The following is a 24,947-nucleotide window of genomic DNA, read 5'->3' on the forward strand; positions in this document are numbered from 1 at the left end:
GCGTACGGGCATCCCCCTTCATGCCGGGTGATCGCGCGGAGTGCCGGAGGGGTGCGGATGACGGGCGGGGACGAGCCGCGGGACGCGGTGCCGGAGGGCTGGGGGGACCGGTCGGGGCCGGAGCCGGAGGACGCGCCCCCGCCGCCGGAACCGGAGGACGAAGCGCCGGAGCCCGAGGACGACGCGCCGGAGCCGGCCGACGGGGGAAGACCGCGCCAGTGGGGAACCCATGCGGCGCTGACCCTGATCTTCGCGTCCGTGTTCCTGTACCTCGCGTGCGAGCTGTCGCAAGCCGGGCCCCCCGCCATGGACCGGGCCGCGACCCCCGCCCCCACCGCCACCGCCTCACCGTCCGCGTCCGCTTCGGCGGCGCGTCCCGCGCCCCGGCCGGACCTGACCACCCCCGAGCGGATACGCGGGCTGATCGCGGATCTGAAACGGCGCACCGGCGGCACCGAGGTCGTCTCCTTCTCGGTCTCGGACGGCTTCGCCTGGGCCACCGTCCCGATCGCCGGTGACCGCGAACGCTTCGAGAACCACACGTACCGGAGTGGCAGGGGCTGGACCTCCTTCACCGGTTCCGGCGGCACCGACGCCGCCGACAGCACGCCGGTCGACCTCGCGGCCGTCGACTGGGACGTGCTCGGGGGCCTGTACCGGAAGGTGGACACGGAGCTGGGCTTCCCCGCGCGGCCCCGGCGCACCCTGCGGCTGAAGGCCGGGCTCGCCGCGCGGGGCGTGTTCCGCGCCACCGCCCCCGAGCTGTCCGTGGAGCTGGACGACCACACACGGATCGGCTGGGTGGAGGCGCGCATCGACGGCACCGTCACCGAGGTGCACCGGCCGGTGCGCTACGCGTAGGGCCAGGGGGTGTCTGACAAATCCCCGCGGCGTCGCGGGGATTTAGTCAGACACCCCCTAACGCTTGGCGGCGACGAAGCCCCACTGGTCGACCGGTTCGCCCTCGACCGGCCCCTCGGGACGCCACAGGCTGATCGAGCCGAAGCCCGGCTCCACCAGTTCGAGCCCGTCCGCGAAGGTGGCGACGACCTCCTTGGGGCGCGAGATGTACGGCATGGCGCCGCCGTCGGCGTACTCGTCGGAGCCGGCCCGCGTCTCCGGGGTCTCGATGGTGTCGCAGAGCATCAGATGGCTGCCCGCGGGCAGGGCGTCCAGGTAGCTCCGGAGCAGCGCCGCGGCCTCGTCCGAGTCCGCCACGTGTCCGAGCGTCGAGAGCACCATGACGGCCACCGGACGGTCGAGGTCGAGCGTGCGGGCGGCCTCGCGCAGCACGGTCCCGGAGTCCCGCAGATCCGCGTGCACATAGTCCGTCGCCCCTTCGGGGCGGCTCGTCAGCAGGGCGCGGGCGTGGGCGAGGACGATCGGGTCGTTGTCCACGTACACGATGCGCGAGGTGGGGTCGACGCCCTGGGCGACCTCGTGCGTGGAGTTGGCGGTGGGCAGTCCGGTGCCGAGGTCCAGGAACTGCCGTATCCCCGCCTCACCGGCCAGATAGCGCACCGCCCGCGCCTGGAACGCCCGTGAGGCGCGCGCTATGTCGATGATCTGCGGATACAACTCCTCCATCGTGGCCCCGAGTCGGCGGTCCACCTCGTAATTGTCCTTGCCGCCCAGCCAGTAGTTCCACACCCGCGCCGAGTGCGGTGTACTCGTGTCGATTCCGTCCACCGGCATCCGGCTGTCCCGCCCGTCAGTCATCGGCCCTCTTCACCTCGCGCACGGTCGGCACGGACGTTCTCCGTGCCGCGCGGGCCCCATGTTTCCTCACCTGCGACGACGGCACCAGGGCGGGGGTACCGCACGGCAGCGGAGGCAATCGTTCCGCTCTACTGGGGGGCGGTGGGCTCGAACCAGGTGGGTCCGTCGGTCAGTGCCTGCTTGATCCGCAGCAGCGCGAAGTCCGCCAGATCCGGCAGCGCGTCCACGGGGAACCAGCCCACCTCGAGGGACTCGTCGTCGTTGACCCGGGCCGTGCCCCCGGTGGCGCGGCAGCGGAAGGTGACGTCGAGGAACTGGCAGCGGTCGCCGTTCTCGTAGCGCACGGGCGGCAGTGCCTGGGTGAGCACGACCCGCTCCGCCACGCAGCGCACGGCGGTCTCCTCGTACACCTCGCGCTCCGCCGTCGTCGCGGGCTGCTCGCCCGGCTCGCAGATGCCGCCGATCACGGACCACTCGCCGGTGTCGGCCCGCCGGCCCAGGAGGACTCGGCCCTCGTCGTCGAAGACGACGGCGGTGACACCGGGCAGCAGGAGGAGCTGCTGCCCGGCGGTGGCGCGGATCTCTCGGATGAAGTCAGGAATGGCCATGGGTCCGACCCTACGCGGCGGGCCGCCCGGTCAGCCGACGCGCCGGGCGCGCACCGCCCGCGCGCCCGCCCAGCCGAACGCGCCGAGCGCGAGGAGCACCAGCACGCCCTCGGGCAGCGGGCCCATCCGGGTCGCGGGGGTCAGCGAGGAGCGCAGCGGCACCTCGTCGACCAGGGCGTCCGGGGTGAACATCTTCGTCTTCTCCACCACCGTGCCGTCCGGGCGGATCACCGCGCTGACGCCGCTGGTGACGGGGACGACGACGGAGCGGCTGTGCTCGACGGCGCGCACCCGGGACATGGCGAGCTGCTGGTAGGTCATCTCGCTGCGGCCGAAGGTGGCGTTGTTGCTGGGTACGGCGATGAGCTGGGCGCCGTGTTCGACCGTGTCGCGCACGGCGTCGTCGAACGCGGCCTCGTAGCAGGTGACGAGCCCGGTGTAGGTGCCCGCGAGGTCGAAGACGCCGACCTTCTCCCCCGGCCCGAAGTCGCGCCGCACGCGGTCCACGTCGGAGCTGAAGAGGCGGACGAAGGAGCGCATCGGCATGTACTCGCCGAACGGCTGGATGTGGCGCTTGTCGTACGTGTCCACCGGGCCCTTGTCCGGCTCCCACTGGATGAGGGTGTTGCGCAGGGGCCCCGATTCGGGTTCGACGACCGCGCCGACGACGGTCGGCACGCCGATCGCCCGCACCGCGTCGTCGATGACGGCCCGCGCGTCCGGGTTGCGGTACGGGTCCAGGTCGGAGGAGTTCTCCGGCCACAGGACGAAGTCCGGCTGCGGGACCTTTCCGGCCTTCACCTCGCGGGCGAGCTGCTCCGTGCGCTTCGCGTGATTGTCCAGGACGGCGCGGCGCTGGGCGTTGAAGTCGAGCCCGAGGCGGGGCACGTTGCCCTGGATGGCGGCGACGGTCGCCGTGCCGTCCTCGGCCGCGTCGTCGACGAGCGGCAGCGCCGCGAGTGCCCCGGCCACCGGGACGAGCACGGCCGCCGCCGCGACGGCCGCGGCCGTGCGGCGCAGTTCGCCGGTGGTGCGGTGCAGGACGACGCGGCGGACCGCCTCGAAGAGGCCGAAGCCGCAGAGGACCACGGCGAAGGAGAGCAGCGGGGTGCCGCCGAGCGCGGCGAGCGGCAGGAAGATCCCGTCCGCCTGGCCGAAGGCGATCTTGCCCCAGGGGAAGCCGCCGAACGGCACCCGTGCGCGGACCGCCTCGTCCAGGGTCCAGACGGCGGCCGCCCACAGCGGTCCGCCGGGGAGGCGGGAGACGGCGGAGATGCCGATGCAGCCGACCGCGACGAACAGCGCCTCGGCGGCGGCGAGGGCCAGCCACGGCACCGGGCCGACCTCCTCGCCGGTCCAGTGCAGCAGGGGCAGCATGAAGCCGAGTCCGGCGAGCAGCCCGAGCCCGAAGGCGGCGCGCGCCCGGCGCTCGTACAGCACCCAGCCGAGCAGCGCGAAGCCGGGCAGAACCAGCCACCACAGGGGCCGGGGCGGGAAGCTGAGATACAGCATCGTCCCGGCGAGGACGGCGGCCGCAGGCCGTACGAGGCGCTTCGGCAGACCGCCCGTCCGGGAGACGGGGGCGGGGCTCTGCGGTTCGCCGACCTGGGCGATGGTGGTGCTCACCCGGCGGAGTCTACGGTGGCCGGCGGGCCGCCGGGGAGTCCCGTCCGGGCGGCGGAAGGATGGCGGAATCCCACCCACCGCATCATTTCTCCGCATCTTCCGCCCATATGCCCGGTCCGGCGGTTAGCCTGTGCGCCAGTCCCCCGCCGACGGGCCGGTTCCGGCCTTCGCGTACGGGACGGTCACCGCCGGGGGACGGACGTGATGAACGAATCAGCGGGGCGGGGGCACGGCGTCCCGGACGCGGTGGACGCGCCGGAGGGCCGCGCCGCCTCCGATGTCGCCGGGGCCCTGATCCTCGCCGCGTGTGCGATCTGGACGCTGGTCAGCGCGGCGGGCCGGGAGACCAGGCCGGAGGGGGTGCTGCTGGCGCTGCTGGCCGTCGCGGCGGGCTTCGCCTGCGGGCGCATCTGCGGGACGCTGCTGCCGGTGGCCGGGGCAGCGGGCGCCGCGGTCGCGGCGCTGCTCCTGGCCCTCGTCTGGCGGCACGGCATTCCGGGGGCGGCGGCCGCCGCGGACCGGGCGCCGGGGCAGAGCGGGGCGGCCGCCGCGCTGCTGGTGCTCGCCGCCGGGGCCGCCTGCTGTGCGGCGGCGGGGGCGCGGCGGGGGCCGCTGCGCGCACTGCTGCGGCTGCCGGCGCTCGGGGCCGCCGGTCTCTCGCTGGCGCTGGACTCGGTGGCCGGGTTCGCGGCGGCGCTCGGGGTGCTGCTGTGTTCGCTGGCCGCCGACCGGACGCGGCACCGGCTGCTCGGGCTGACCGGCCTGGCGCTGGCGGCCGGGCTGGTGGTGGGCGTCTCGTGGGCCGTGGCGGAGGAGACGCTGCCCGAGGGGCTGACGATCACCCTGGAGGGCCGGCTCACGCAGAACCGGGTGGAGCTGTGGCAGGACGCGGCCCGGCTGGCGGAGGGCAACCCGGTCCTCGGGGTGGGGCCCGGCCGCTTCGACGAGCTGAGTCCGACCGCGCGCCAGAGCCTCGGCTCGGACGGGAAACCGCACTCGGCGCCGTGGCAGCAGGCGGCGGAGCAGGGGGTCGTGGGGGTGGTGCTGCTGGGCGCCGCGTTCGGCTGGCTGCTGTACGCGCTGGGCCGCTCGGCGCGTCCCACGGCGGTGGTCCTGTCGGCGGGCGCGGCGCTGACGGCGCTGGCCGCGCTGGCGAGCGTGGGCAACGCGCTGAGCTTCACGCCGGTGACGGCGGGGGCGGGGCTCCTGGCCGGGCTGGCGTCGGCACGGCGCCCGATCGGGGCGGGCGGTCAGGCGCCTGCCGGATAGCCGGTGGACGGGAGGCGCAGCCGGGCGCGGATGAACCGTACGCCGGCCTCGGCGTCGTCCACCGTGATGGTGAACGTGCGCCCGTCGCCGAGCCGCAGCACCAGGCCCTCGCCGCGCCGCACCACCACGGCCGTGCCCTTCTCCGGGCGCCAGCGGTAGCCCCAGCCGCCCCACTGGCGCGGGGTGACCCGGGGCGCGAAGTCGGCGGCCACCACCTGGGTGAGCAGGATGCGGCGGCGCGGCAGACCCATGTGGCCGCAGCGCACCTCCAGGGCGTCGCCGTCCACCCGGACCGCGACGTTCACGAAGGCGAGCGTGCCGAACAGCATGAGCAGCCCGGCCGCCACGCAGCCGATGACCGACATCAGCAGCGGGGCGATGCCGGAGGCCCAGCTGGAGCTGACGGCGAGCTGGATGCCCAGCGCCAGGCAGGCGGCGCCCAGCGCGGCGAGGACCCATTGGGTGCGGTTGGTGGCCCGGCCGACCCAGACCTGCGAGTGGGTTCCGGTTCCGGTGTGCTTCGGTTCTCCGGGGTGCTCCCTCATGCCCAGCAGCGTACTGAAGAACGGGCGCGCGGGAACGGTCCCGAACGCGCCGGCGGGGCCGTCCGGGGGTCAGCGCACGGAGTCGACGGCGGCCAGCCCGCGGCCTTGCGGGTAGGCCAGGGCGGCCCGCGGCAGCTCTGCGGCGCGGCCGCTGAGAATGACCGCGATGGCGGAGGAGGGTTCGGCCGACGGAGCGGGTTCGGCACCGATCCGGCGCAGCGCCTGGGCGGCGACGGCGCCGGCCGACCCGTACAGGGTGACCGGGGGTCCGCCGACGGCGGCGTGGATGCGCTCGGCGAGCAGCTCGTAGTGGGTGCAGCCGAGGACGACGGCCCGTACGTCGGGCGGGGTGAGCGCGGCGGCGGCGGCCACCGCCCTGTCGATGCGGTCCTCGTCGGCGTACTGGACGGCGTCGGCGAGGCCGGGGCAGGGCACCTCGGTGACGGTGGCGGAGCCGGCGAAGTCACGGATCAGCCCGCGCTGGTAGGCGCTGCCGGTGGTGGCCGGGGTGGCCCAGATCGCGACGGAGCCGCCGTCCGCGGCGGCGGGCTTGATCGCCGGGACCGTGCCGATGACGGGCAGGCCGGGCTCCAGCTCGGCGCGCAGGGTGTCCAGCGCGTGCACGGAGGCGGTGTTGCAGGCGACGATCAGCGCGTCGGGCCGGTGGGCGGCGGCGGCGCGGGCGACCGCGAGCGCGTGCTCGGTGACGTCCTCGGGGGTGCGGGGGCCCCAGGGCATGCCGTCCGGGTCGGAGGAGAGCACCAGGTCCGCGTCCGGTCGCAGCCGGCGTACCGCGGCGGCGGCAGCGAGCAGTCCGATTCCGGAGTCCATCAGTGCGATCTTCACCCGGTCACCATAGTCGACCGCCCTTGCGGTCCCCGCTCAGTGGTGCAGACTTCCGCCAATGAGCGCCGTTGCCTGGATCGCCGTGGGTTCGCTTGTCGCGTGGGTGTGGCTGTTGCTGGGCCAGGGGTTCTTCTGGCGCGCCGACCAGCGGCTGCCGAGCCGGGCGGCGCCGGAGCGCTGGCCCTCGGTCGCGGTGGTGGTGCCGGCGCGCGACGAGGCGGCGATGCTGCCGGTGAGTCTGCCGTCGCTGCTGGCGCAGGACTATCCGGGGCCCGTCGAGATCTTCCTCGTCGACGACTGCAGCAAGGACGGCACGGGGGACGTCGCCCGCGCGCTGTCCGTGCGGTACGGGGGTGTGCCGGTGACCGTGGTCTCGCCCGGCGAGCCGGAGCCCGGCTGGACGGGCAAGCTCTGGGCCGTGCGCCACGGGATGACGCTGGCCCGGTCGCGGGAGCCGGAGTACCTGCTGCTGACGGACGCGGACATCGCGCACGAGCCGGACAGCCTGCGGGAGCTGGTGTCGGCGGCGGAGACGGGCGGCTTCGACCTGGTCTCGCAGATGGCGCGGCTGCGGGTGGCGAGTGTGTGGGAGCGGCTGGTGGTGCCGGCCTTCGTCTACTTCTTCGCGCAGCTGTATCCGTTCCGGTGGATCAACCGGAACACCGGGCGGACGGCCGCCGCGGCGGGGGGTTGTGTGCTGCTGCGGACGGAGGCGGCGGTGCGCGCGGGGGTGCCGGATTCGATCCGGCAGGCGGTGATCGACGATGTGTCGCTGGCCCGCGCGGTGCGGCGGTCGGGCGGCCGGATCTGGCTGGGGCTCGCGGAGCGGGTGGACAGTGTGCGGCCCTATCCGGGCCTGGGCGATCTGTGGCTGATGGTCGCGCGGAGCGCGTACGCCCAGTTGCGGCACCGTCCGTCGGTGCTGCTCGGCACGGTGCTCGGGCTCGCGCTGGTCTATCTGGTCCCGCCGGCCGCGCTGATCGCCGGGGTGCTGGGCGGGGACGCGGCGGCGGCGTGGGCCGGGGGGCTCGCGTGGGCCGTCATGGCGGGGACGTACATGCCGACGCTGGGCTACTACCGGCAGTCGCTGTGGCTCGCCCCGCTGCTGCCGTTCACCGCGCTGCTGTACCTGCTGATGACCGTCGATTCGGCGGTCAGGCACCACCGGGGGCGCGGTGCGGCCTGGAAGGGGCGTACGTACGCCCGTCCCGAGGCCGCACCGGACCAGTGATTCGGCGCGGGCTCACTTGCGGCCCGGCGTCCAGTTCATGCCCCAGCCGTAGGCGTGGTCGATGGTGCGCTGCGGGCTGACCCCGCGCTGCGGCACCAGGTAGCGGGCCTCGCGCTGCACGGTGAGGTCGTTGCCGGTGTTGGTGATGAGCGCGAGCGCGCAGACCGTGGACGGCACGGTGCACTCGTCGAGCGAGAAGTCGATCGGCGCGCCGTGCTGCGGCTGGAGGGTGACCGTGGCGTGCAGGTCGGCGAAGCTCCGGGCCCCCTCGTAGATGGTGACGAAGATCAGGACCCGGCGCAGCTGTGCCTTGTGGTCGAGGTTGATCGTCAGGTTCTCGCCGGTGCTGACGGCGCCGGTGCGGTCGTCGCCGTCGAGGTGGATGAACGGCGGCTGGTGGAGCGCGCCGAAGGCGTTGCCCAGGGCCTGGACGACGCCCTTGCGGCCGTCGGCCAGCTCGTACAGGGCGCACAGGTCGAGGTCGAGGTCGGAGTGGTTCGCCACGGCCCGGCCGAGCTTGCTGCCCCAGCCCTTGAACTGCTTGCGGACCTCCCAGTTGAGGTTGACGCGCATCGCGCCGGACGTGCCGCCCTGCTTGGTGAGCGAGACGGACGGCGCCTCCTTGGTGAGCGTCACCTTGGTCAGCCGGACGGGCTGGGTGACGGGCGGTGCCGGAGGGGCGGGCGGTACGGGCGGGGCCATCGGGGGCGCCATCGGGGCGGCGATGGTCGGCTGCTGGGGCTGCGGGTAGGACGGGGGCGGGGCGGCCGGGGCCCGGTGGGGCTGCGGGGCCGCCTGGGGCTGCTGGGGCTCGTCCACGGAGATCCCGAAGTCGGTGGCGAGCCCTTCGAGCCCGGAGCCGTAGCCCTGGCCGACCGCGCGGAACTTCCAGGCGCCCTGGCGCCGGTAGAGCTCACCGAGGATGAAGGCGGTCTCCACGGTGGCGTCGGTGCTGTCGAACCGGGCGATCTCGGCGCCGCCGGCCGCGTCCAGGACGCGTACGTAGAGGCCGCTCACCCGGCCGAAGGTGCCGCCGTCCGCCGAGGCGGCCAGCACCACGCGGTCGATGGCCGGCTCCACCCGCGCCAGATCGACGGCCAGGGTGTCGGTCGCCGTGCCGCCCGCCGTGCGCTTGCCCTCGTGGCGCACCGCGCCGGAGGTGTGGGACGGCTGGTTGTAGAAGACGAAGTCCCCGTCGTTGCGCACCTTTCCGGAGCCGAGGAGCAGGAGCGCCGAGGCGTCCACGTCCGGTGCGCCCGGAGCGGTGCGCCACCCCAGTTCGACACGCACGGCCTGGGCCGTCACTGGGACATTGGTTCCCTTTTGCATGGTCATGCTCGCCCCCATCACGAGTCCGCTGCCGAGACCTTTCCGGGTCAACCTAATGCCCACCGCGCCGCTGTGCCCAAAGAGGGGCCGAGGCCGTGCGAAGGAGCCGGCGCGGCCGGGTCCGCCGGGGCTCCGCGCGCCGGCGTTCCGGGGCATATTCCGGTCGTTTCCGCTGCTCCGGCGCGGTAGCGGGTTTGAACCGAACCACGGGCACTTTGGTCCAGACCATTGACCCGTCGTCCGAGGTCTCTCTAGCATCTGCGGCATCACGGCCCCCCTCGGACCCCCGTCCCCCTGCTCTCACGTCCCCCGCGCAGGCCGTGCATCCCTATGGTTTCGGCCAGTTCGGCCGGCCGACCGCAGCCCGGCCCCCAGGAGCGTCATGTCCGTACCGGACCCGCAGCCCCACACCCCGGCACCCGCGGCACCCGCGCCCCCGGCGGGTCCGCACACGGAGGCGGTTCTCTCCGTCGGGCAGGAACGGCTGTGGTTCCTGGACCAGTTCGAGCCGGGGGACCCGGCGTACAACATCCCGCTGGTGCTCCGGTTCACCGGACCGCTCAGCAAGGAGGCGCTGAGCGCCGCCCTGGACGCGGTGACCGCCCGCCACGAGGCCCTGCGCAGCCGGTTCCCCGCCGTCGACGGACGCCCGTACGTGGTGGTCGATCCGCCGGCACCCGTACCGCTGGACAGCGTCGACCTGCGCCACCACCCGGACGCCGATGTCCTGGCGCGGATCGGCGAGTTCACCAACCGGCCGTTCGACCTGGCGCAGGGCCCGCCGCTGCGCGCCGCCCTGCTGCGCACCGGCGAGCACGCGTACACGTTCTGCCTCGTCGTGCACCACATCGCCGCCGACGGCTGGTCGCTCGGGCTGCTGCGCTCCGAACTCGCCGCGCTCTACTCGGCCCACCGCACGGGCACCGCCGCCGAACTGGCCGAACCCGGCTCCTATCCGGCGCACGCGGCCGGGGAGCGCGCCTGGCTGGACGGCCCCGAGGCCGCCGCCGCGCTCGACCACTGGCGGCAGCTGCTCCACGCCGCGCCGCCCCTGGCACTCCCCCTGGAACATCCCCGACCCGAGACGCCCAGCAGTCTCGGCGCCTACCACACCCGCGTCCTGCACGGGCTGGGCGGCGCGGTGGAGTCCTTCGCGCGGGCCCGCCGGCTCACCCCGTTCATGGTGCTCGCCGCCGCCTACCAGGCACTGCTGCACCGCTGCACCGGCCAGGACGACTTCTGCGTCGGCGTGCCCACCGCCGCGCGGACCACCGTCGACAGCGAGCGGACCGTGGGCTACTTCTCCTCCACCCTCGTCCTGCGCGCGGACTTCACCGCGGCCCCCTCCTTCGACACCCTGCTGCGCCGGCTGCGGGGCGACTGGCTCCGCGCCCTGACGCACGGCCGCGTCCCGTTCGAGCGGCTCACCGAGGAGCTGCGGCACAACCGGGACACCGGCCGCACCCCCGTCTTCCAGACCCTGCTGACCGTGCACACCCAGAGCGGCGGCGCCCTCGGCGAACACCGCTTCGCCGACCTCGTCTGCGCCGAGGGGGACGGCGGGCACACCGCGGCCAAGTTCGAACTGAGCCTGGACATCCGCCCGGACGGCGACGACCTGCACGCCGTCTTCGGCCACCGCACCGACCTCCTCGGCGCCGAACAGGTCGCCCGGCTGGCCGCCCGCTTCGAGACCCTGCTCCGCGCGGCCCTGGCGGCGCCGGACACCCCCGTGCACCGGCTGCCCCTGCTCGGCGCGGACGAGGAGGCGCTGTGCCGGGCCGAGGCGACCGGGCCCGCGCTCGCGGCGCATCCGCCGACGGTCCTCGCCGCGATCGACCGGGCGGCGGAGCTGGTGCCCGGCGCCCCGGCCGTGGCCGGCCCCGACGAGAGCCTCACGCGCGCCGAACTCGCGGCGGCCGGCCGGGAACTGGCCGCCCGGCTGCTGGCCCGCGGGGTCCGCCGCGGCGACCTCGTCGCGTTCTGCCTGCCGCGCGGCCCGCGGCCGGTCGTGGCCATGCTCGCCGCCTGGCGCGTCGGCGCCGGTTACCTGGCCCTGGACCCGGAATACCCCGGCGCCCGGCTCGACTTCATGCTGCGGGACAGCGGGGCCGCGGTCCTGCTCACCGCGGACGGCGCGCCCGTGGACGGCATCGACACGGACGTCCCCGTCCTGTCCGTCACCCCCGGCCCCACCGACCCGGCCGGACCGGGCGGCCCCGCCGGCCCGCTGCCCGGCCCCGGCACCGAGGCGGGCCCGGACGACCCCGCGTACGTCATCTACACCTCGGGCTCCACCGGCACGCCCAAGGGCGTCCTCGTCCCGCACCGCGCCCTCGCGGCCCGGGTCGCCTGGATGCGCGAGGGCTACGGGCTGACCGGGGCGGACCGGGTCCTGCACAGCGCCTCGCTCTCCTTCGACACCAGCGCCGAGGAGATCTTCCCGGCCCTGGCGGCGGGCGCGGTCCTGGTCACCGCACGGCCGGGGGCCGCACTCGCCGACCAGCTGGCCGAGCCCTACACGGCCGGGATCACCGTCCTGGACCTGCCGACCCCCTACTGGCACCACCTCGTCGCCGACCTCGACGAGACCCCGTGGCCGGACACGCTGCGCCTGCTCGTCCTCGGCGCCGACCAGGTGCGCCCGGAGGCGGTCGCCGCCTGGCGGGCCCGGTTCGGCGACACCGTGCGGCTGGTCAACTCCTACGGCCCGACCGAGACCTCGATCATCGCCACCACGGCGGACCTCGGGGCCGGCGACGAGCGGCGCAGGCCGCCCATCGGCCGCCCCATCGGCGGGACGACCCTGGCCGTGCTGGACCGCGCCGGCAGTCCCGTGCCGCCCGGCACGCCCGGCGAGCTGGTGATCGGCGGCGCCGGGGTCGGCGACGGCTACCTGGGCCGCCCCGGAGCCACCGCCCGGTCCTTCGTCCCCGATCCGGACGGGCCGCCCGGCGCCCGCCGCTACCGCACCGGGGACCGGGTGCGCCGCCGCGCCGACGGACAGCTGGAGTTCCTGGGCCGGCTGGACGGCCAGGTCAAGGTGCGCGGGTTCCGGGTCGAGCCCGGTGAGGTCGAGGTGGCGCTCGCCGCCCTGCCCTCGGTGGCGGAGGCCGTGGTGTCCGTCCGGGGCGACCGGCTGACCGCCCATGTCGTACCGGCCCCGGCACAGGCCGCCCCCGACCCCGCCCGGCTGCGCGCCGAGCTGGCCGCAGTGCTGCCGCCGCACCTCGTCCCCGACACCTGGGCCGTGCTCGACCGCCTGCCGCTCGGCCCCAACGGCAAGGTGGACCGGGCGGCCCTGCCGGACCCCGGACCGGCCTCGCTCATCCGTCCGGCCTTCGTGCCGCCCCGTACCGAGGCGGAGGAACTCGTCGCGGACATCTGGCAACAGGTGCTCGGCAGCGGGCCGGTCGGCGCGCAGGACGACTTCTTCGACCTGGGCGGCCACTCGCTCCTGGCGACCCGCGTCATCGCCCGCGTCCGCGCCTCCGCGGACCTCACCGTCCCCCTGCGCACCCTGTTCACCCATCGCACCTGCGCCGCGTTCGCCGAGGCCGTGGAGGCCGCGCTGCTGGCCGAGATCGACGCCCTCTCGGACGCGGACGCCGAAGAACTGCTGGCCGCGCAGGACGCACTGGAAGGAACCCGGCCCCGCTCATGAGCGCCGACACCGCCCGCCCCGCGGACCCCGACACAGCCCACCCGGCGGACCCCACCGCCGACCGCCCCGCCGACCCCACCGCCGCCCGCCCGGCGGACCACGCCGCCGCACGCCTCTCCGCCGCCAAGAAGGAACTGCTGCGCCGCCGCCTGGCCGCGCGCCCGACCGCCCGCACCACCATCCCGCGCCGCGACCCGGACACCCCCGTCCCGCTCTCGTTCGCGCAGGAACGCCTGTGGTTCATGGAGCAGTTCGCGCCCGGCACCGCCGCGTACAACATCCCGGTGGTCCGGCGGCTGCGCGGCCCGCTGGACACCGACGCGCTCCGCGCCGCCCTGGACGCGGCCGTCGCCCGGCACGAGACGCTGCGCTCCCGCTACCCGGCCACCGACGACGGACGCCCGCTGCTGGTCGTCGACCCGCCCGGCCCGGCCGCCCTCACCCTGGCGGACGCGGACTCCGCCGACGAGGCCGAACGCATGGTGGACGAGGCCTCGGCCGTGCCCTTCGACCTGGAACGGGGCCCGCTGCTGCGCGCCCTGCTGATCCGGCTCGCGCCCGACGACCACGTCCTGCTCCTGGTCGTCCACCACAGCGTCAGCGACGGCTGGTCCAGCGAGGTCCTGCTCGGCGAAGTACTGCGCCTGTACGCCGCGCACGCCGCCGGAGAACCCGACCCGCTGCCCGAACTGCCCGTCCAGTACGGGGACTTCGCGCTGTGGCAGCGGGAGCGGCTGAGCGGGGACCGGCTGGTCGCCGAGGTCGCCCACTGGGCCCGTGAGCTCTCCGGTGTCGAGCCGCTGGAGCTCTCCTTCTCCCGGCCCAGGCCGCCCCGCCAGACCTTCGAGGGCGCCGGCCACGCGTTCTCGGTGGACCGCGACCTGCTGGACCGGCTGACGGCGCTGGGCCGGCGGCACGACGCGACCGTCCACATGGTGCTCCTGGCCGCCTTCCAGCTCCTGCTCGCCCGGTTCAGCGGCCAGCGGGACTTCGCGGTCGGCTCCCCCGTCGCCGGCCGCGGCGAGCCCGAACTCGAAGCCCTCGTCGGCATGTTCGTGAACGTCATCGCGCTCCCGGCCCGGCTGGAGGGCGACCCCTCGTTCACCGAGCTGCTGTCCCGCACCCGCGAGACCTGTCTGGACGCCTACGCGCACCAGGACCTGCCGTTCGCCCAGCTGGTCAGCGAGCTGAGGGTGCCCCGCGACGTCTCCCGCCCGCCCGTCTTCCAGGCCGTCCTGGCCGTACAGAACTACGCCACCCAGCGCGACGCGGCGCCCGACGGAGCGCTGAGCGCCGAACCGTTCGGGGTCCGGGCCAGCGGCACCCGCTTCGACCTCGAACTCTTCCTCCAGGAGTGGCCCGACGGGCTGCACGGCTCCTTCAACTTCAACACCGACCTCTTCGACCCCGCCGACATCGGACGCCTCGCCGACCACCTCGGCAGGCTGCTGCGGTCGGTGGCCGCCGCCCCCGACACCCGGTTGTCCGGACTCGCCGGCCCCACCCCCGACGAGGCCGACACCGAGATCCTGCGGTACAACGACACCGCCCTGGACCGGCCGGCCACCACCCTCACCGCCCTGGTCGCCGAGCAGATCGCCCGCACGCCGAACGCGGTCGCCGTGGCCGTCGAGGGCCGGGCCGCCCTCACCTACCGCCAGCTCGACGAGCGGGCCGACCGGATCGCCGCCCGGCTGGCCGCCGAGGGCGTCGGGCCGGGCGGCCTCGTCGCCATCTGCTCCGAACGCTCGCCCGAACTCGTCGCCGGACTCCTCGGCATCCTGCGCACCGGCGCGGCCTACGTCCCGCTGGAGCCGGGCTACCCGGCCGACCGCCTCGCCTTCCTGCTCGCCGACAGCGACGCGCCCGTGCTGCTCACCCAGCGCGGACTGCCCACACCGCACGGCTGCACCGCGCAGATCATGCTGCTGGACGACCCGGTGGACCCGCCGCGTTCACGGCGGCGGCCGGCCGGGCCCGCCCCCGACGACCCCGCCTACCTCATCTACACCTCCGGCTCCACCGGCCGCCCCAAGGGCGTGCCCAACACGCACCGGGCGATCGCCAACCGCATCCAGTGGATGCAGGACGCCTACCGGCTGGGACCGGACGACGCCGTCCTGCAGAAGACCCCGGTCGGCTTCGACGTGTCGGTGTGGGAGTTCTTCTGGCCGCTGGCCACCGGGGCGCGCATCGTCCTCGCCAAGCCCGGCGGCCAGAAGGACGCCGGCTATCTGCTCGACCTCATCGCCACCGCCGGGGTGACCGTCGCGCACTTCGTCCCCGCCATGCTGGCCGTCTTCCTCGCCGAGGAGGGCGTCGAGCGGTGCGGCACGCTGCGCCGGGTGATCAGCAGCGGCGAGGCGCTGCCCCCCGACGCGGCCCGCGAACTGACGGGCCGGCTGCCGCACTGCGCGCTGGCCAACCTGTACGGACCGACCGAGGCCGCCGTCGACGTCTCCTCCTGGGAGTGCGCCGGGCCCCTGGAGACGGTGCCGATCGGGCTGCCCATCGACAACACCCGGCTGTACGTGCTGGACGACGCCCTGCGCCCGGTGCCGCCCGGCGCACCCGGCGAACTGCACATCGGGGGCACCCCGGTCGCCCTCGGCTACCACCGCAGGCCGGGGCTGACCGCGGCCCGCTTCGTGCCCGACCCGTACGGTCCGCCGGGCTCCCGTCTGTACCGCACCGGCGACCTGGCCCGCCGCCTCCCGGACGGCACCCTCCAGCACCTGGGCCGCATCGACCAGCAGGTCAAGCTGCGCGGCCTGCGCATCGAACCGGGCGAGACCGAGGCCGCGCTGCGCGCCCAGCCCGGCGTCGCGGACGCCGCGGTCCTGGTGCGCGAGGACCGGCCCGGCGACCGGCGGCTCGTCGGCTACGTGGTGCCCGCGGCCGGCGCCGAGGAGCCCGAGCCGACCCGGCTGCGTACGGCCCTGAAACGGATGCTGCCCGACCACCAGGTCCCCGCGGTCGTGGCCGTCGTCCCCGCGCTGCCGCTCACGCCCAACGGGAAGCTCGACCGCCGCGCCCTGCCCGCTCCCCAGCTGCGGCGCGCGGCGGGCGCCACCAAGCCCGCGACCGAGATCGAACGCCTGCTCGCCGGCATCTGGGGCGAGGTGCTCGGCGTCACCGAGGTCGGCGCGGACGAGGACTTCTTCGACATCGGCGGACACTCCCTCCTGGCCACCCAGGTCGTCGCACGGGCGCGCGGCCGGCTGACCGAGGCGGGCGCCCGGCCGGTCAGCGTCATGGACCTCTTCACCCACCGCACGGTCCGCGACCTGGCCGCCCTCGCCGCACGCGACGAACACGACGACACCCCGAGGCCGCTGCTGCACCGGCTCACCCCGCCGGTGTCCCCGGCGCACCGCACCCGCACCTTCGTCTGCGTGCCCTACGGCGGCGGCAGCCCCGTCGTCTACCAGCCCGTCGCCGACGCGCTGCCCTCCGACACCGAGCTGTGGGCGGTCGCCGTACCGGGCCACGACGTCGGTGTCACGGAGGAGTCCGTCCCCTTCGACGAACTGGCCGAACGCATCGCCGCCGAGGTCCGGGAGCGGACCGGGGGCCCCGTCGTGGTCTACGGCCACTGCGCCGTCGGCACGGCCCTGGCCATCGCCGTCTCCCGGCTGCTCGAAGCGGCCGGGCATCCGCTGGAGGCCGTCTACGCCGGGGCGCAGTTCCCGTTCGCCCGGCCGCGCAGCCGTGTGCTCAGCGCGCTGAGCCGCGTCGCCTCGCTGGAACCGCTGCTCGGCGACCGCGTCTACGCGAACTGGCTGATCGGGCTCGGAGTGAACACCTCCGACCTCGACAAGGAACAGGCCGCCTTCATCATCGGCAACATGCGCCGCGACACACAGGCCGCCGAGGACTACTTCACCCGGGCCATCGCGGACGTCGCCGCCGGTGCCCCGAGGCTGCGCGCCCCGCTGGTCTGCCTGGTGGGGGACCAGGACCCGGCGGCCGACTTCTACCAGGAGCGCTACCGCGAGTGGCTGCTGCTGGCCGAGCGTTCCGCCGTCGCCGTGCTCGACCAGGGCGGCCACTTCTTCCTCAAGTACCGGGCCCGGGAAGTGGCCGAGGCGATCACGGCGGTGCACCCGGCCGTGCTCGACGGGACCACCGGCAAGCTGCCCGCCCGCGACCCGCTGAACTCCTGGTGGTTCCAGGGCGACACGGGCCCCGCCGACGCGGCGGACGGCGCCGGTGACGAACCGGGCGAGGCACCGGACGCGGAGGCCGGGACCGGCCCCGAGCCCAGCATGCGCCGGTTCCTGGCGGTCGCGAGCGGCCAGCTGGTCTCCATCACCGGCTCGGCGCTGACCGAGTTCGCGCTGCCGCTGTGGATTCTCCTCAACACCGGCTCCCTGACCCGATACGCGCTGTACGCGGTCGTCGCGATGGTTCCCGGCATCCTCGTCGGCCCGCTCGCGGGGGCGCTGGTGGACCGGCTGGACCGGCGCAAGGTGCTGCTCGCCGGCGACATCGCCGCCTGCACCACCCAGGCCGGGCTGCTGGCCCTGCTCGTCACCGGGAACCTGCATTCCTGGGAGGTGTACGTCCTGCTCGGCGTCCTCTCCCTGGCCCTGACGTTCCAGCGGCTGGCCTACGCCTCCGCGGTGCCGCAGCTGGTGCCCAAGCAGTACCTCGGCCACGCCAACGGGATCGTCCAGCTCGCCTTCGGCACCGCGCAGTTCGTCGTACCGCTGGTGGCCGTGGCGCTGCTGGCCGGGATCGGTCTGCGGGGCATCCTGATCATCGACGTGGCCAGCTACGTCCTGGCGATCGGCATCCTGCTGGCGGTGAAGTTCCCCCGGACGCTGCCGTGGACGCGGCGCGAGTCGCTGGTCTCCGAGATCCGGAACGGCTTCGCCTACTCGTGGCGCAACCGGGGCTTCCGGGCGATGCTGCTGTGGTTCGCGGGGCTGAACATCTTCCTGTCGCCGCTGTTCCTGCTCGTCACGCCGCTGGTCCTCGCCTTCGACGATCTGCAGGGCGCGGCGCGGGTGGCCGTGGCGGGCGGTGCGGGCGCGATCCTGGGCGGAATCGTCATGGGGTTCTGGGGCGGTCCGCGCCGGCACCGGCTGCGGGGGATGCTGGCGCTCGCGGCGCTCCTGGCGCTGGCCGGGGCCGTGACCGGTCTGCACGCCGGGCTGTGGGTGGTGGCCGCCGGGGCGTTCGGCATGTCCTTCGCGCTGTCCCTCGTCAACGGGGTCTACTCCACGATCGTCCAGGTCAAGGTGCCGCAGCGCTTCCACGGCCGGGTCTTCGCGCTGAACACGCTGGTCGCCTGGTCCACCCTGCCGCTGGGCCACGGCGTCATCGCCCCGCTGGGCTCCTCTCTCCTGGGGCCCCTGATGGAACAGGGCGGCGCGCTCGCCCCGGTCTTCGGCCCCCTGATCGGCACCGGCCCCGGACGCGGCATCGCCCTGATGTACGTGCTGTTCGGCTGCGCGATGCTCGGGCTGGTCGCGCTCGGGCTGCGGCTTCCGGTGCTGGCGCGCTTCGACCGGGACGTGCCCGAGGCGGAGCCGGACGATCTGGTCGGCCTGCGGGAGCGGGCCCGTATCGCCGCCGCCCGCCGCGCGAAGGCGGGCCGGTCATGACGGGAAACCCGGCCGCGGTCGCCACGCTGCCCGCCCTGCTCGCCCACCGCGCCGCCGCGCACGGGGAGCGCGTCGCCCTGGTCACCGGCCGCGACCGGCTCGACTTCGCTTCCTGGCAGGAGCGTTCGGGGGCGTACGCCGGCGCGCTGCGCGCGGCCGGGGTGCGGCCCGGGGACCGGGTGGTGCTGCACCACGGCACCGGCGGCTGGACGGACTACGCCGTCGCCTTCCTCGCGGTGCTGCGGGCCGGCGGCGTCGCCGTGCCGCTCTCCGACCGGTCCGCGCCGGCCACGGCCGCGTACGTGTGCGAGGACGCGGGGGCGAGGTTCCTGCTGCACGGCGCGGGGGCGCCGCCGCCCGCGCTCCCGGCCGGGACGACCGTGCTCACGGAGTCCGACGCCGCGGGGCACTCCCCGGCGCCGGAGCTGCCCGAGCCCGCACCCGGTGACCTCGCGCAGATCCTCTACACCTCGGGCACCACCGGGACGCCCAAGGGGGTCGGGGCCGGGCACGCCAATCTGGCGTACGGCTGCACCCTCGACGAACGGCGACGGCCGCTGCGCCACTCCGCCGCGTTCCTCCACGCCTTCCCCGTCGGCACGAACGCGGGGCAGACCATGCTGGTCAACGCGCTGAACGCGCACGCCGCCTGTGTCACGGCCCCGCAGTTCACCCCGGCCCGCTTCCTGCGCCTGCTGGCGGAGCACGGGATCGGGAGCGTGTTCCTCGTACCCGCCATGGCGATCGAGCTGCTGGCGTCCCCGGCCGTCACCGACGACAGGTTCGCGCAGGCGCGGCGGGCCGTGCGTCTGGTCGGTTCCACGGCGGCGGCGCTGCCGCAGCCGGTCGCGCTCGGGCTCGGCCGGGCCTTCCCGAAGGCGCAGATCGTCAACTACTACACCTCAACCGAGGCCGCGCCCGCCCAGATCACCCTGCTGTTCGACCCGGCCCGGCCCGACTCGCCCGGCCGGCCCGCGTCCCTGGCCGATCTGCGGGTGACCACCCCGGAGGGCGGGCCGGTGGCGGCGGGCGAGCCGGGCGAGCTGTGGCTGCGTTCGGCGGCGGCTCCGCGCGCGTACCTGGGCGAGGCGGACGACGGCGTCTTCCAGGGCCGGTGGATACGCATGGGCGACCTGGGCCGGGTGGACGAGGAGGGGTTCCTGCACCTGCTCGACCGGGAGCGCGACGTCGTCAAGTCGGGCGCCCACAAGGTCTCCACGCTCCAGGTCGAGGACGCCCTGCACGCCCATCCGGAGGTCCGCGACGCCGCCGCGGTCGGGGTGCCGCACCCCGTGCTGGGGAGCGTCGTCGCCGCCGTGGTCGTCGCCGGCGAGGGTCTGACCCCCGCCGCGCTGCGGACCTTCCTGCTCGACCGGCTGGCGGTCCACGAACTGCCCGCCACCGTGCTGTTCCGCGACGCCCTCCCCCGCAACGAGGCCGGAAAGGTCCTCAAACGCGAACTGCGCCGCATCCTCGCCCAAGACGAACCCGAGGCCATCCTGTGAACGCCACCCTCAGCTCCGCCCAGCACGGCGTCTGGCTCACCGAGCGCACCCTGGACACCGGCTCCGCCTACCACCTCACCCTGACCATCCGCCTCGACGGCCCCCTGGACGCCGGCCGCCTGGGCCGGGCCTGCGCCGCCGTCGCCGCCCACCATCCGGCCCTGCGCACCGCGTTCGGCGGCGACGGCACCCCTGTCCCGCTCACCGGCGAGGTGCCGATGAGCACGGTCGAGTGCGCCGCCGGGGAACTCGGCGCCCTCCTGGCGCGGGAACGCGCCACGCCGTTCGACCTCGGCCGCGGGCCGCTGCACCGCTTCGTCCTCGCCCGGCTCTCCCCCGTACGGCACGTGCTGCTGCTGACCGCCCATCACCTGGTCCTGGACGGCGAGTCCAAGGAGCGGCTGACCGCGGACCTGGCCGCCGCCTACCGGGACGACCCGCTCGCCCCGGCCGTCCCGCTCCCCGAGCCGGCCCCGGCGCCGGGCGCGCTCGCGGACGCCGAGGCGTACTGGGCCACCCGGTGGCACGATCCGGCCGCACCGCCGCTGCCGGGGCTCACGACCTCCGCGCTGCCCGGCACCTCGCCCGCGCCGGGTACGGAGATCACCTGGAGCCTCGGCACGGAGCGGGCCGCCCGGCTCGACGCGGTGGCGCACCGGCTGGGCCTCACCCGCTTCGAACTGCTCATCGCGTCCTGGCACGCGCTGCTCACCCGGTACGGCGACCCGGCGCCGGTCACCTCCGTCGAGCTGTCGCTGCGTCCGCGCGGCGGGCCGGCCGGCGTGGGGCTGGCCGTCAACGAGCTGCCGCTGTTCACCTCGGCGGCCCCCGACGCGCCCTTCGCCACCTGGTCGCGGAGCGTGCGCGCCGAGCTGCGCGCCCTGTACCGGCACCGGGCCGTCCCGCTCGGCCGCTGTGTGCGCGGGCTTACGCCCCGCACCGCGCTCACCCCGCTCTCCGTCAGCTACCGGCGGCGGCCGGCCGCGCAGCCGCGCCCCGACTTCGGCGCCGGTCTGCGCGCCGAGGTCCGCTGGCTGGGGTTCTGCGGCACCGCGCGCAATCTGCTGCACCTCCAGCTCGTCGACTCCGGCCGCGAGGTGGACGCGAGCCTGCAGTTCCGCGCCGGTGCGCTCACCGCCGACGCGGCCCGGAGGGTGGCGGACCACTGGACGACGCTCCTGGACGGCGCGCTGGCCGACCCCGCGAGCCCGGTCGGCGAGCTGCCCCTGCTGGCACCGGGCGAGTGGTCCGCGCAGCTCGCCGTTCCCCGGCCGCGCCCCGAGCTGACCGGGCGCACCGTGCCCGCGCTGTTCGCCGAGGCGGTGGCGGCCCGGCCGGACGCGATCGCCGTCGTCAGCGGCGACGAGACCCTGAGCTATCGCGGCCTGGCCGACCGGGTCGCCCACGCGGCCGCCGCGCTGGCCCGGCACGGGGCGGGCCCCGGCACCCTGGTCGCCGTCGAACTCCCGCGCGGCCTGGACCAGCTGGTGACCGTACTGGCCTCGCTGGCCTGCGGGGCCGCCCATCTGCCGCTGGACCCCGCCCATCCGGCGGAGCGCCTGACGTTCCTGCGGTCGGACGCCCGCGTCCCGCTCCGCGTCACCCCGCGCCCGGAGGGCCCCGGCGACCTCGCCCCGTCCGCGCTCGCCCCGGCCGCCTCCCTTCCGCACGGTGCCGGGGCGCCGGACCTGCCGGCCGGGCCGTCGCCCGCCGATGCCGCCTATGTGCTCTACACGTCCGGATCGACCGGACGGCCCAAGGGCGTGGAGGTGCCGCACTCGGCGCTCGCCAACGTGCTCGGCGCCCTGCGCGACCATCTGGGCTCCGGTCCCGAGGACCGCTGGCTGGGGCTCACCTCGCTGTCCTTCGACATATCGGCGGTCGAACTGCTGCTGCCGCTGATCAGCGGCGGACGGGTGGTCCTCGTTCCGGAGGGCGGCCACCGCGACGGGCCCGCGCTCCTCGGCCTCGTCGACCGCGCGGGCGTCACCCACGTCCAGGCCACCCCCAGCGGCTGGCGGCTCCTGCTCGACGCGGGGCTCGGCGACCACGCGGCCGGGCTCACCGCGCTGACCGGCGGCGAGGCGCTGCCCCCGGCCCTCGGCGCCGAGCTGGCCACCCTGACCAAGCGGCTCGTGAACGTCTACGGACCCACCGAGACCACGATCTGGTCCACCCTGGCGGAGCCGGCGGTGAGCGACGACGGACAGGTCCTCATCGGCGGGCCGCTCGCCAACACCCGCGCCTACGTCCTGGACGGGCGGATGCGCCCCGTCCCCTACGGGCTGCCGGGCGAACTGCACCTGGGCGGCGCGGGTCTGGCCCACGGCTACCGGCACCGCCCCGGACTGACGGCCACCCGCTTCGTGCCCGACCCGTACGGTCCGCCCGGATCGCGGCTGTACCGCACCGGTGACCTCGTGCGGCGGGGGCCCGACGGGGCTCTGGTCTACCTGGGCCGCTCCGACACCCAGATCAAGCTGCGCGGCCACCGGATCGAGCTGGGCGAGATCGAGGCGCGGCTCGCCTCCCACCCCGCGGTCGCCGCGGCCGCCGCCGCGCTGCACGGGACGGACGGCGACCGCAGGCTCTGCGCCTATGTCGTCCCGGCCGGTCCGGCGCCCGCGCCGGACGAGCTGCGCGCGCACCTCGCCGCCGTGCTCCCGGACGCCGCGGTCCCGGCCTCGTACACGGTGCTGGACGCCTTCCCGCTGACGCCCAACGGCAAGCTGGACCGGGCCGCGCTCCCCGAGCCCGCCCCGGACCGCGCTGCGGTGCCGGCGGCGGACGGGGACGGCGCGCTCGACCCGGTGACCGCGGCGGTGCTCGCCATCTGGCGCGAGGTCCTGGAGCTGGACGACCTCGGGCCCGACGAGGACCTGTTCGACCTCGGGGGCCACTCCCTGACCATCACCGCCATCGCCGCCCGTATCCACCGCACCCTCGGCGTGGACCTCCCCTTCGAGGTCTTCTTCGACGCCCCCACCGTGCACGGCGTCACCGCCGCCGTCACCGCACTGCGCAAGGAGTAGCCGCATGACCGCATCGACCCGCTACCTCGTGGCCGTCAACGACGAGGAGCAGCACGCCCTCTGGCCGGAGGGCACGCCACTGCCCGCGGGCTGGCGGGCCGAGGGCTTCGGCGGCACCGAGGAGGAGTGCGTCGCGCACGTCGACCGGGTGTGGCCGGACATCCGGCCGCTCAGCCTGCGCCGCCGCCTGGCCGACGAGGCCGCCCGGCGGGACGGCGGTGCCCGGTGACCGCGCCCGCCCCCACCCGCGACGGCGTCGCCCGGCTCGTCGAACGGGCCACGGACGGCGCTCTGACCGCCGCGGAACTCCTGGACTCGACCGACTCGCTGGCCGCGCTCGGGGTCGGCTCGCTGTCCCTGCTGCGGCTCGCCGACAGTCTGGAGTCGGAGTACGACGTCCTCATCGACCTGGGCGACCGGAGCCTGTACACGGACGGGCTCGACCAGCTCACCGACCGGGTGCGGGGCCTGGTCGCGCAGGACGCCCCGTGACGGCGGCGACGGCGGACACCACCGTGTCCTTCGCCTTCGCCGGCGGCCGCGCCGGGGACGCCCCGCTGACCTGGGGCCAGCGCGCCATCTGGCACGCCATCGGCCGTACCCGCCCCAACGACCACTACTTCAACATCGGCCGGGTACTCCCCCTCGCCGACCGGGGCGCGCCGGTGGACCTGTCGCGGCTGACGGACGCGCTCGCCGCGCTGGTCCTCCGGCACGAGGCGCTGCGCACCGTGGTGGCGGAGGAGGGCGGCGAGGCCCGTCAGCGCCTGTCCGGGCAGGGGTCCGCGGAGGTCCGGGTCCAGGACGTGGCCGATCCGGGCGAGGCCGCGGCGGCGGCCGACGAGCTGCTGTCGTCGCTGACCGCCCGCCGCTTCGACTACGCGGACGAGTGGCCGGTGCGGTTCGGCGCCGTCCGGCACGCGGGGCGGATCACGCACGCCGTACTGGGGCTGTGCCATCTGGCGGCCGACGGGCACGCGGCGGAGGTCCTGGTCCGCGATCTGCGGCTGCTGGTCCGCCGGGGCTCGGCCGGCCCCGTCTGCGCGGACACCCCGCTGGACCTGGGCCTGCGTCAGGCGTCCCCGGCCGGCCGACGCTCGGGCCGGGCGGCCCTCGACCACTGGGAGCGGGGGCTGCGGGCGGCGCCCCCGACGATGTTCCCGGAGCCGGTCGCACCGCCGCGCACGCCCCGGTTCTGGACGGGCCGGCTGAGGTCGGCCGCGCTCCCCCGGGCCGTCGACGCGGTGGCCGCCGCGCACCGGGTCAGCGGTTCCACCGTGCTGCTGGCCGCCTCCGCCGCCCTGGTCGCCGCCGGGCAGGGGCACTCGGTGGCGGCGGTGATGCCGATCGCGGGCAACCGTGCGGCCGGCGGCCACCGCACCCTGGTGAGCACCCTGTCCCAGGACGCGCTGTTCGTCCTGCGTCTGGACGAGGTCGCGGGCCCGGACGCGGACTTCACCGATCTGCTGGCCGACGCCTGGCCGGCCGCGCTCGCCGGGTACCGGGCCGCCGCCTACGATCCGGCGGACTGGGACGCCCTGCTGGAGCGGGCGGCCGCCGAGCGCGGCACCGAGGTCCATCCGTACTGCTGCTTCAACGACATGCGCCTGGTGGAGCGGGTGGGGCCGCCCCGCCCGGCACCGCGCCCGGACGAGCTCGATCTGCTCCGCCGCCGCAGTGTGCTCGACTTCCCCGCGACCCAGGACCGGGTCGCCTGCCGGTACTGCCTGCATGTGAGCGGCGACGACGACGAGCTGACCGTCACCCTGACCGCCGACACCGCGTATCTGCCGCCGGACACCATCCACGCCCATCTGCGCGCCATCGAGGAGGTCGTGGTGAACGCCTCGGCCGGACACCCGCACCGTCTGACGGAACTGCCCGCACTCCTCACGGCCGCGAGGGCCGGCCGGTGAGCGCCCGGCCGGTCGCGCGCCCCGTGGCGCGTGCCGGGACGACCT

Annotated in this window: 16 protein-coding genes; 10 read left to right on the plus strand and 6 right to left on the minus strand. The window is 75.5% G+C overall.

Annotation, left to right across the window (positions count from 1 at the left end):
• The first annotated feature begins 57 nt into the window (after nucleotides 1-57).
• The gene (locus tag OG710_RS01835; protein WP_330237779.1) at nucleotides 58-861 is read left to right on the plus strand and encodes a hypothetical protein; all 804 of its coding nucleotides are present in this window, start codon (nucleotides 58-60) and stop codon (nucleotides 859-861) included.
• 57 nt (nucleotides 862-918) lie between these two features.
• On the opposite strand, the gene OG710_RS01840 is transcribed toward OG710_RS01835, so the two are convergent.
• From OG710_RS01840 to lnt, 3 genes are all read right to left on the minus strand, one after another.
• A complete protein-coding gene (locus OG710_RS01840) occupies nucleotides 919-1,719 on the minus strand; it encodes an SAM-dependent methyltransferase (protein WP_330237780.1) in 801 nt (266 codons plus the stop codon).
• A gap of 128 nt (nucleotides 1,720-1,847) precedes the next feature.
• Nucleotides 1,848-2,327 carry an NUDIX hydrolase gene (locus OG710_RS01845; RefSeq protein ID WP_330237781.1) on the minus strand — a complete coding sequence of 160 codons (480 nt, stop codon included), beginning with the start codon at nucleotides 2,325-2,327 and terminating at the stop codon, nucleotides 1,848-1,850.
• A 30-nt stretch (nucleotides 2,328-2,357) separates the two neighbouring features.
• Entirely contained in the window at nucleotides 2,358-3,953 is a 1,596-nt protein-coding gene (lnt, locus tag OG710_RS01850) for an apolipoprotein N-acyltransferase (RefSeq protein WP_330237782.1), read from the minus strand.
• A gap of 204 nt (nucleotides 3,954-4,157) precedes the next feature.
• Between lnt and OG710_RS01855 the strand changes: the two genes are divergently transcribed.
• A complete protein-coding gene (locus tag OG710_RS01855) occupies nucleotides 4,158-5,222 on the plus strand; it encodes an O-antigen ligase family protein (protein ID WP_330237783.1) in 1,065 nt (354 codons plus the stop codon).
• Here the strand turns inward: OG710_RS01855 and OG710_RS01860 are convergent.
• On the minus strand, nucleotides 5,204-5,767 hold the full coding sequence (locus OG710_RS01860; protein ID WP_111334742.1) for a hypothetical protein: 564 nt from the start codon (nucleotides 5,765-5,767) through the stop codon (nucleotides 5,204-5,206). The two genes, OG710_RS01855 and OG710_RS01860, sit on opposite strands and share 19 nt — an antisense overlap.
• A gap of 69 nt (nucleotides 5,768-5,836) precedes the next feature.
• A complete protein-coding gene (locus OG710_RS01865; protein WP_330237784.1) occupies nucleotides 5,837-6,613 on the minus strand; it encodes a glutamate racemase in 777 nt (258 codons plus the stop codon).
• Between the two features lie 58 nt (nucleotides 6,614-6,671).
• Between OG710_RS01865 and OG710_RS01870 the strand changes: the two genes are divergently transcribed.
• Nucleotides 6,672-7,844 carry a glycosyltransferase gene (locus OG710_RS01870; protein WP_330237785.1) on the plus strand — a complete coding sequence of 391 codons (1,173 nt, stop codon included), beginning with the start codon at nucleotides 6,672-6,674 and terminating at the stop codon, nucleotides 7,842-7,844.
• 12 nt (nucleotides 7,845-7,856) lie between these two features.
• Here the strand turns inward: OG710_RS01870 and OG710_RS01875 are convergent, their stop codons facing one another.
• Entirely contained in the window at nucleotides 7,857-9,191 is a 1,335-nt protein-coding gene (locus tag OG710_RS01875; RefSeq protein ID WP_330242130.1) for a TerD family protein, read from the minus strand.
• Between the two features lie 364 nt (nucleotides 9,192-9,555).
• Here OG710_RS01875 and OG710_RS01880 point away from each other — a divergent pair, with 364 nt between their 5' ends.
• The 7 genes from OG710_RS01880 to OG710_RS01910 are packed head-to-tail and all read left to right on the plus strand — an operon-like array spanning nucleotide 9,556 to nucleotide 24,902.
• The gene (locus OG710_RS01880) at nucleotides 9,556-12,837 is read left to right on the plus strand and encodes an amino acid adenylation domain-containing protein (RefSeq protein ID WP_330237786.1); all 3,282 of its coding nucleotides are present in this window, start codon (nucleotides 9,556-9,558) and stop codon (nucleotides 12,835-12,837) included.
• Nucleotides 12,834-18,449: a non-ribosomal peptide synthetase/MFS transporter gene (locus OG710_RS01885; protein ID WP_330237787.1), complete on the plus strand. Its 5,616-nt coding sequence runs from the start codon at nucleotides 12,834-12,836 to the stop codon at nucleotides 18,447-18,449. The genes OG710_RS01880 and OG710_RS01885 overlap by 4 nt, the downstream gene beginning before the upstream one ends.
• The gene (locus OG710_RS01890) at nucleotides 18,446-19,954 is read left to right on the plus strand and encodes a class I adenylate-forming enzyme family protein (RefSeq protein WP_330237788.1); all 1,509 of its coding nucleotides are present in this window, start codon (nucleotides 18,446-18,448) and stop codon (nucleotides 19,952-19,954) included. The genes OG710_RS01885 and OG710_RS01890 overlap by 4 nt, the downstream gene beginning before the upstream one ends.
• Complete coding sequence (locus OG710_RS01895) at nucleotides 19,951-22,986, plus strand: non-ribosomal peptide synthetase (RefSeq protein ID WP_330237789.1); 3,036 nt, start codon at nucleotides 19,951-19,953, stop codon at nucleotides 22,984-22,986. The genes OG710_RS01890 and OG710_RS01895 overlap by 4 nt, the downstream gene beginning before the upstream one ends.
• A gap of 4 nt (nucleotides 22,987-22,990) precedes the next feature.
• Entirely contained in the window at nucleotides 22,991-23,215 is a 225-nt protein-coding gene (locus tag OG710_RS01900) for an MbtH family protein (protein WP_330237790.1), read from the plus strand.
• Nucleotides 23,212-23,478 carry a phosphopantetheine-binding protein gene (locus OG710_RS01905; protein ID WP_330237791.1) on the plus strand — a complete coding sequence of 89 codons (267 nt, stop codon included), beginning with the start codon at nucleotides 23,212-23,214 and terminating at the stop codon, nucleotides 23,476-23,478. The genes OG710_RS01900 and OG710_RS01905 overlap by 4 nt, the downstream gene beginning before the upstream one ends.
• Nucleotides 23,475-24,902 (plus strand): condensation domain-containing protein, encoded by a 1,428-nt coding sequence (locus tag OG710_RS01910; RefSeq protein ID WP_330237792.1) that lies wholly within the window; start codon nucleotides 23,475-23,477, stop codon nucleotides 24,900-24,902. Before OG710_RS01905 ends, OG710_RS01910 begins: the two co-directional genes overlap by 4 nt.
• Nucleotides 24,903-24,947: the final 45 nt, after the last annotated feature.

The sequence above is a fragment of the Streptomyces sp. NBC_00525 genome, assembly GCF_036346595.1.
Classification (GTDB): domain Bacteria; phylum Actinomycetota; class Actinomycetes; order Streptomycetales; family Streptomycetaceae; genus Streptomyces.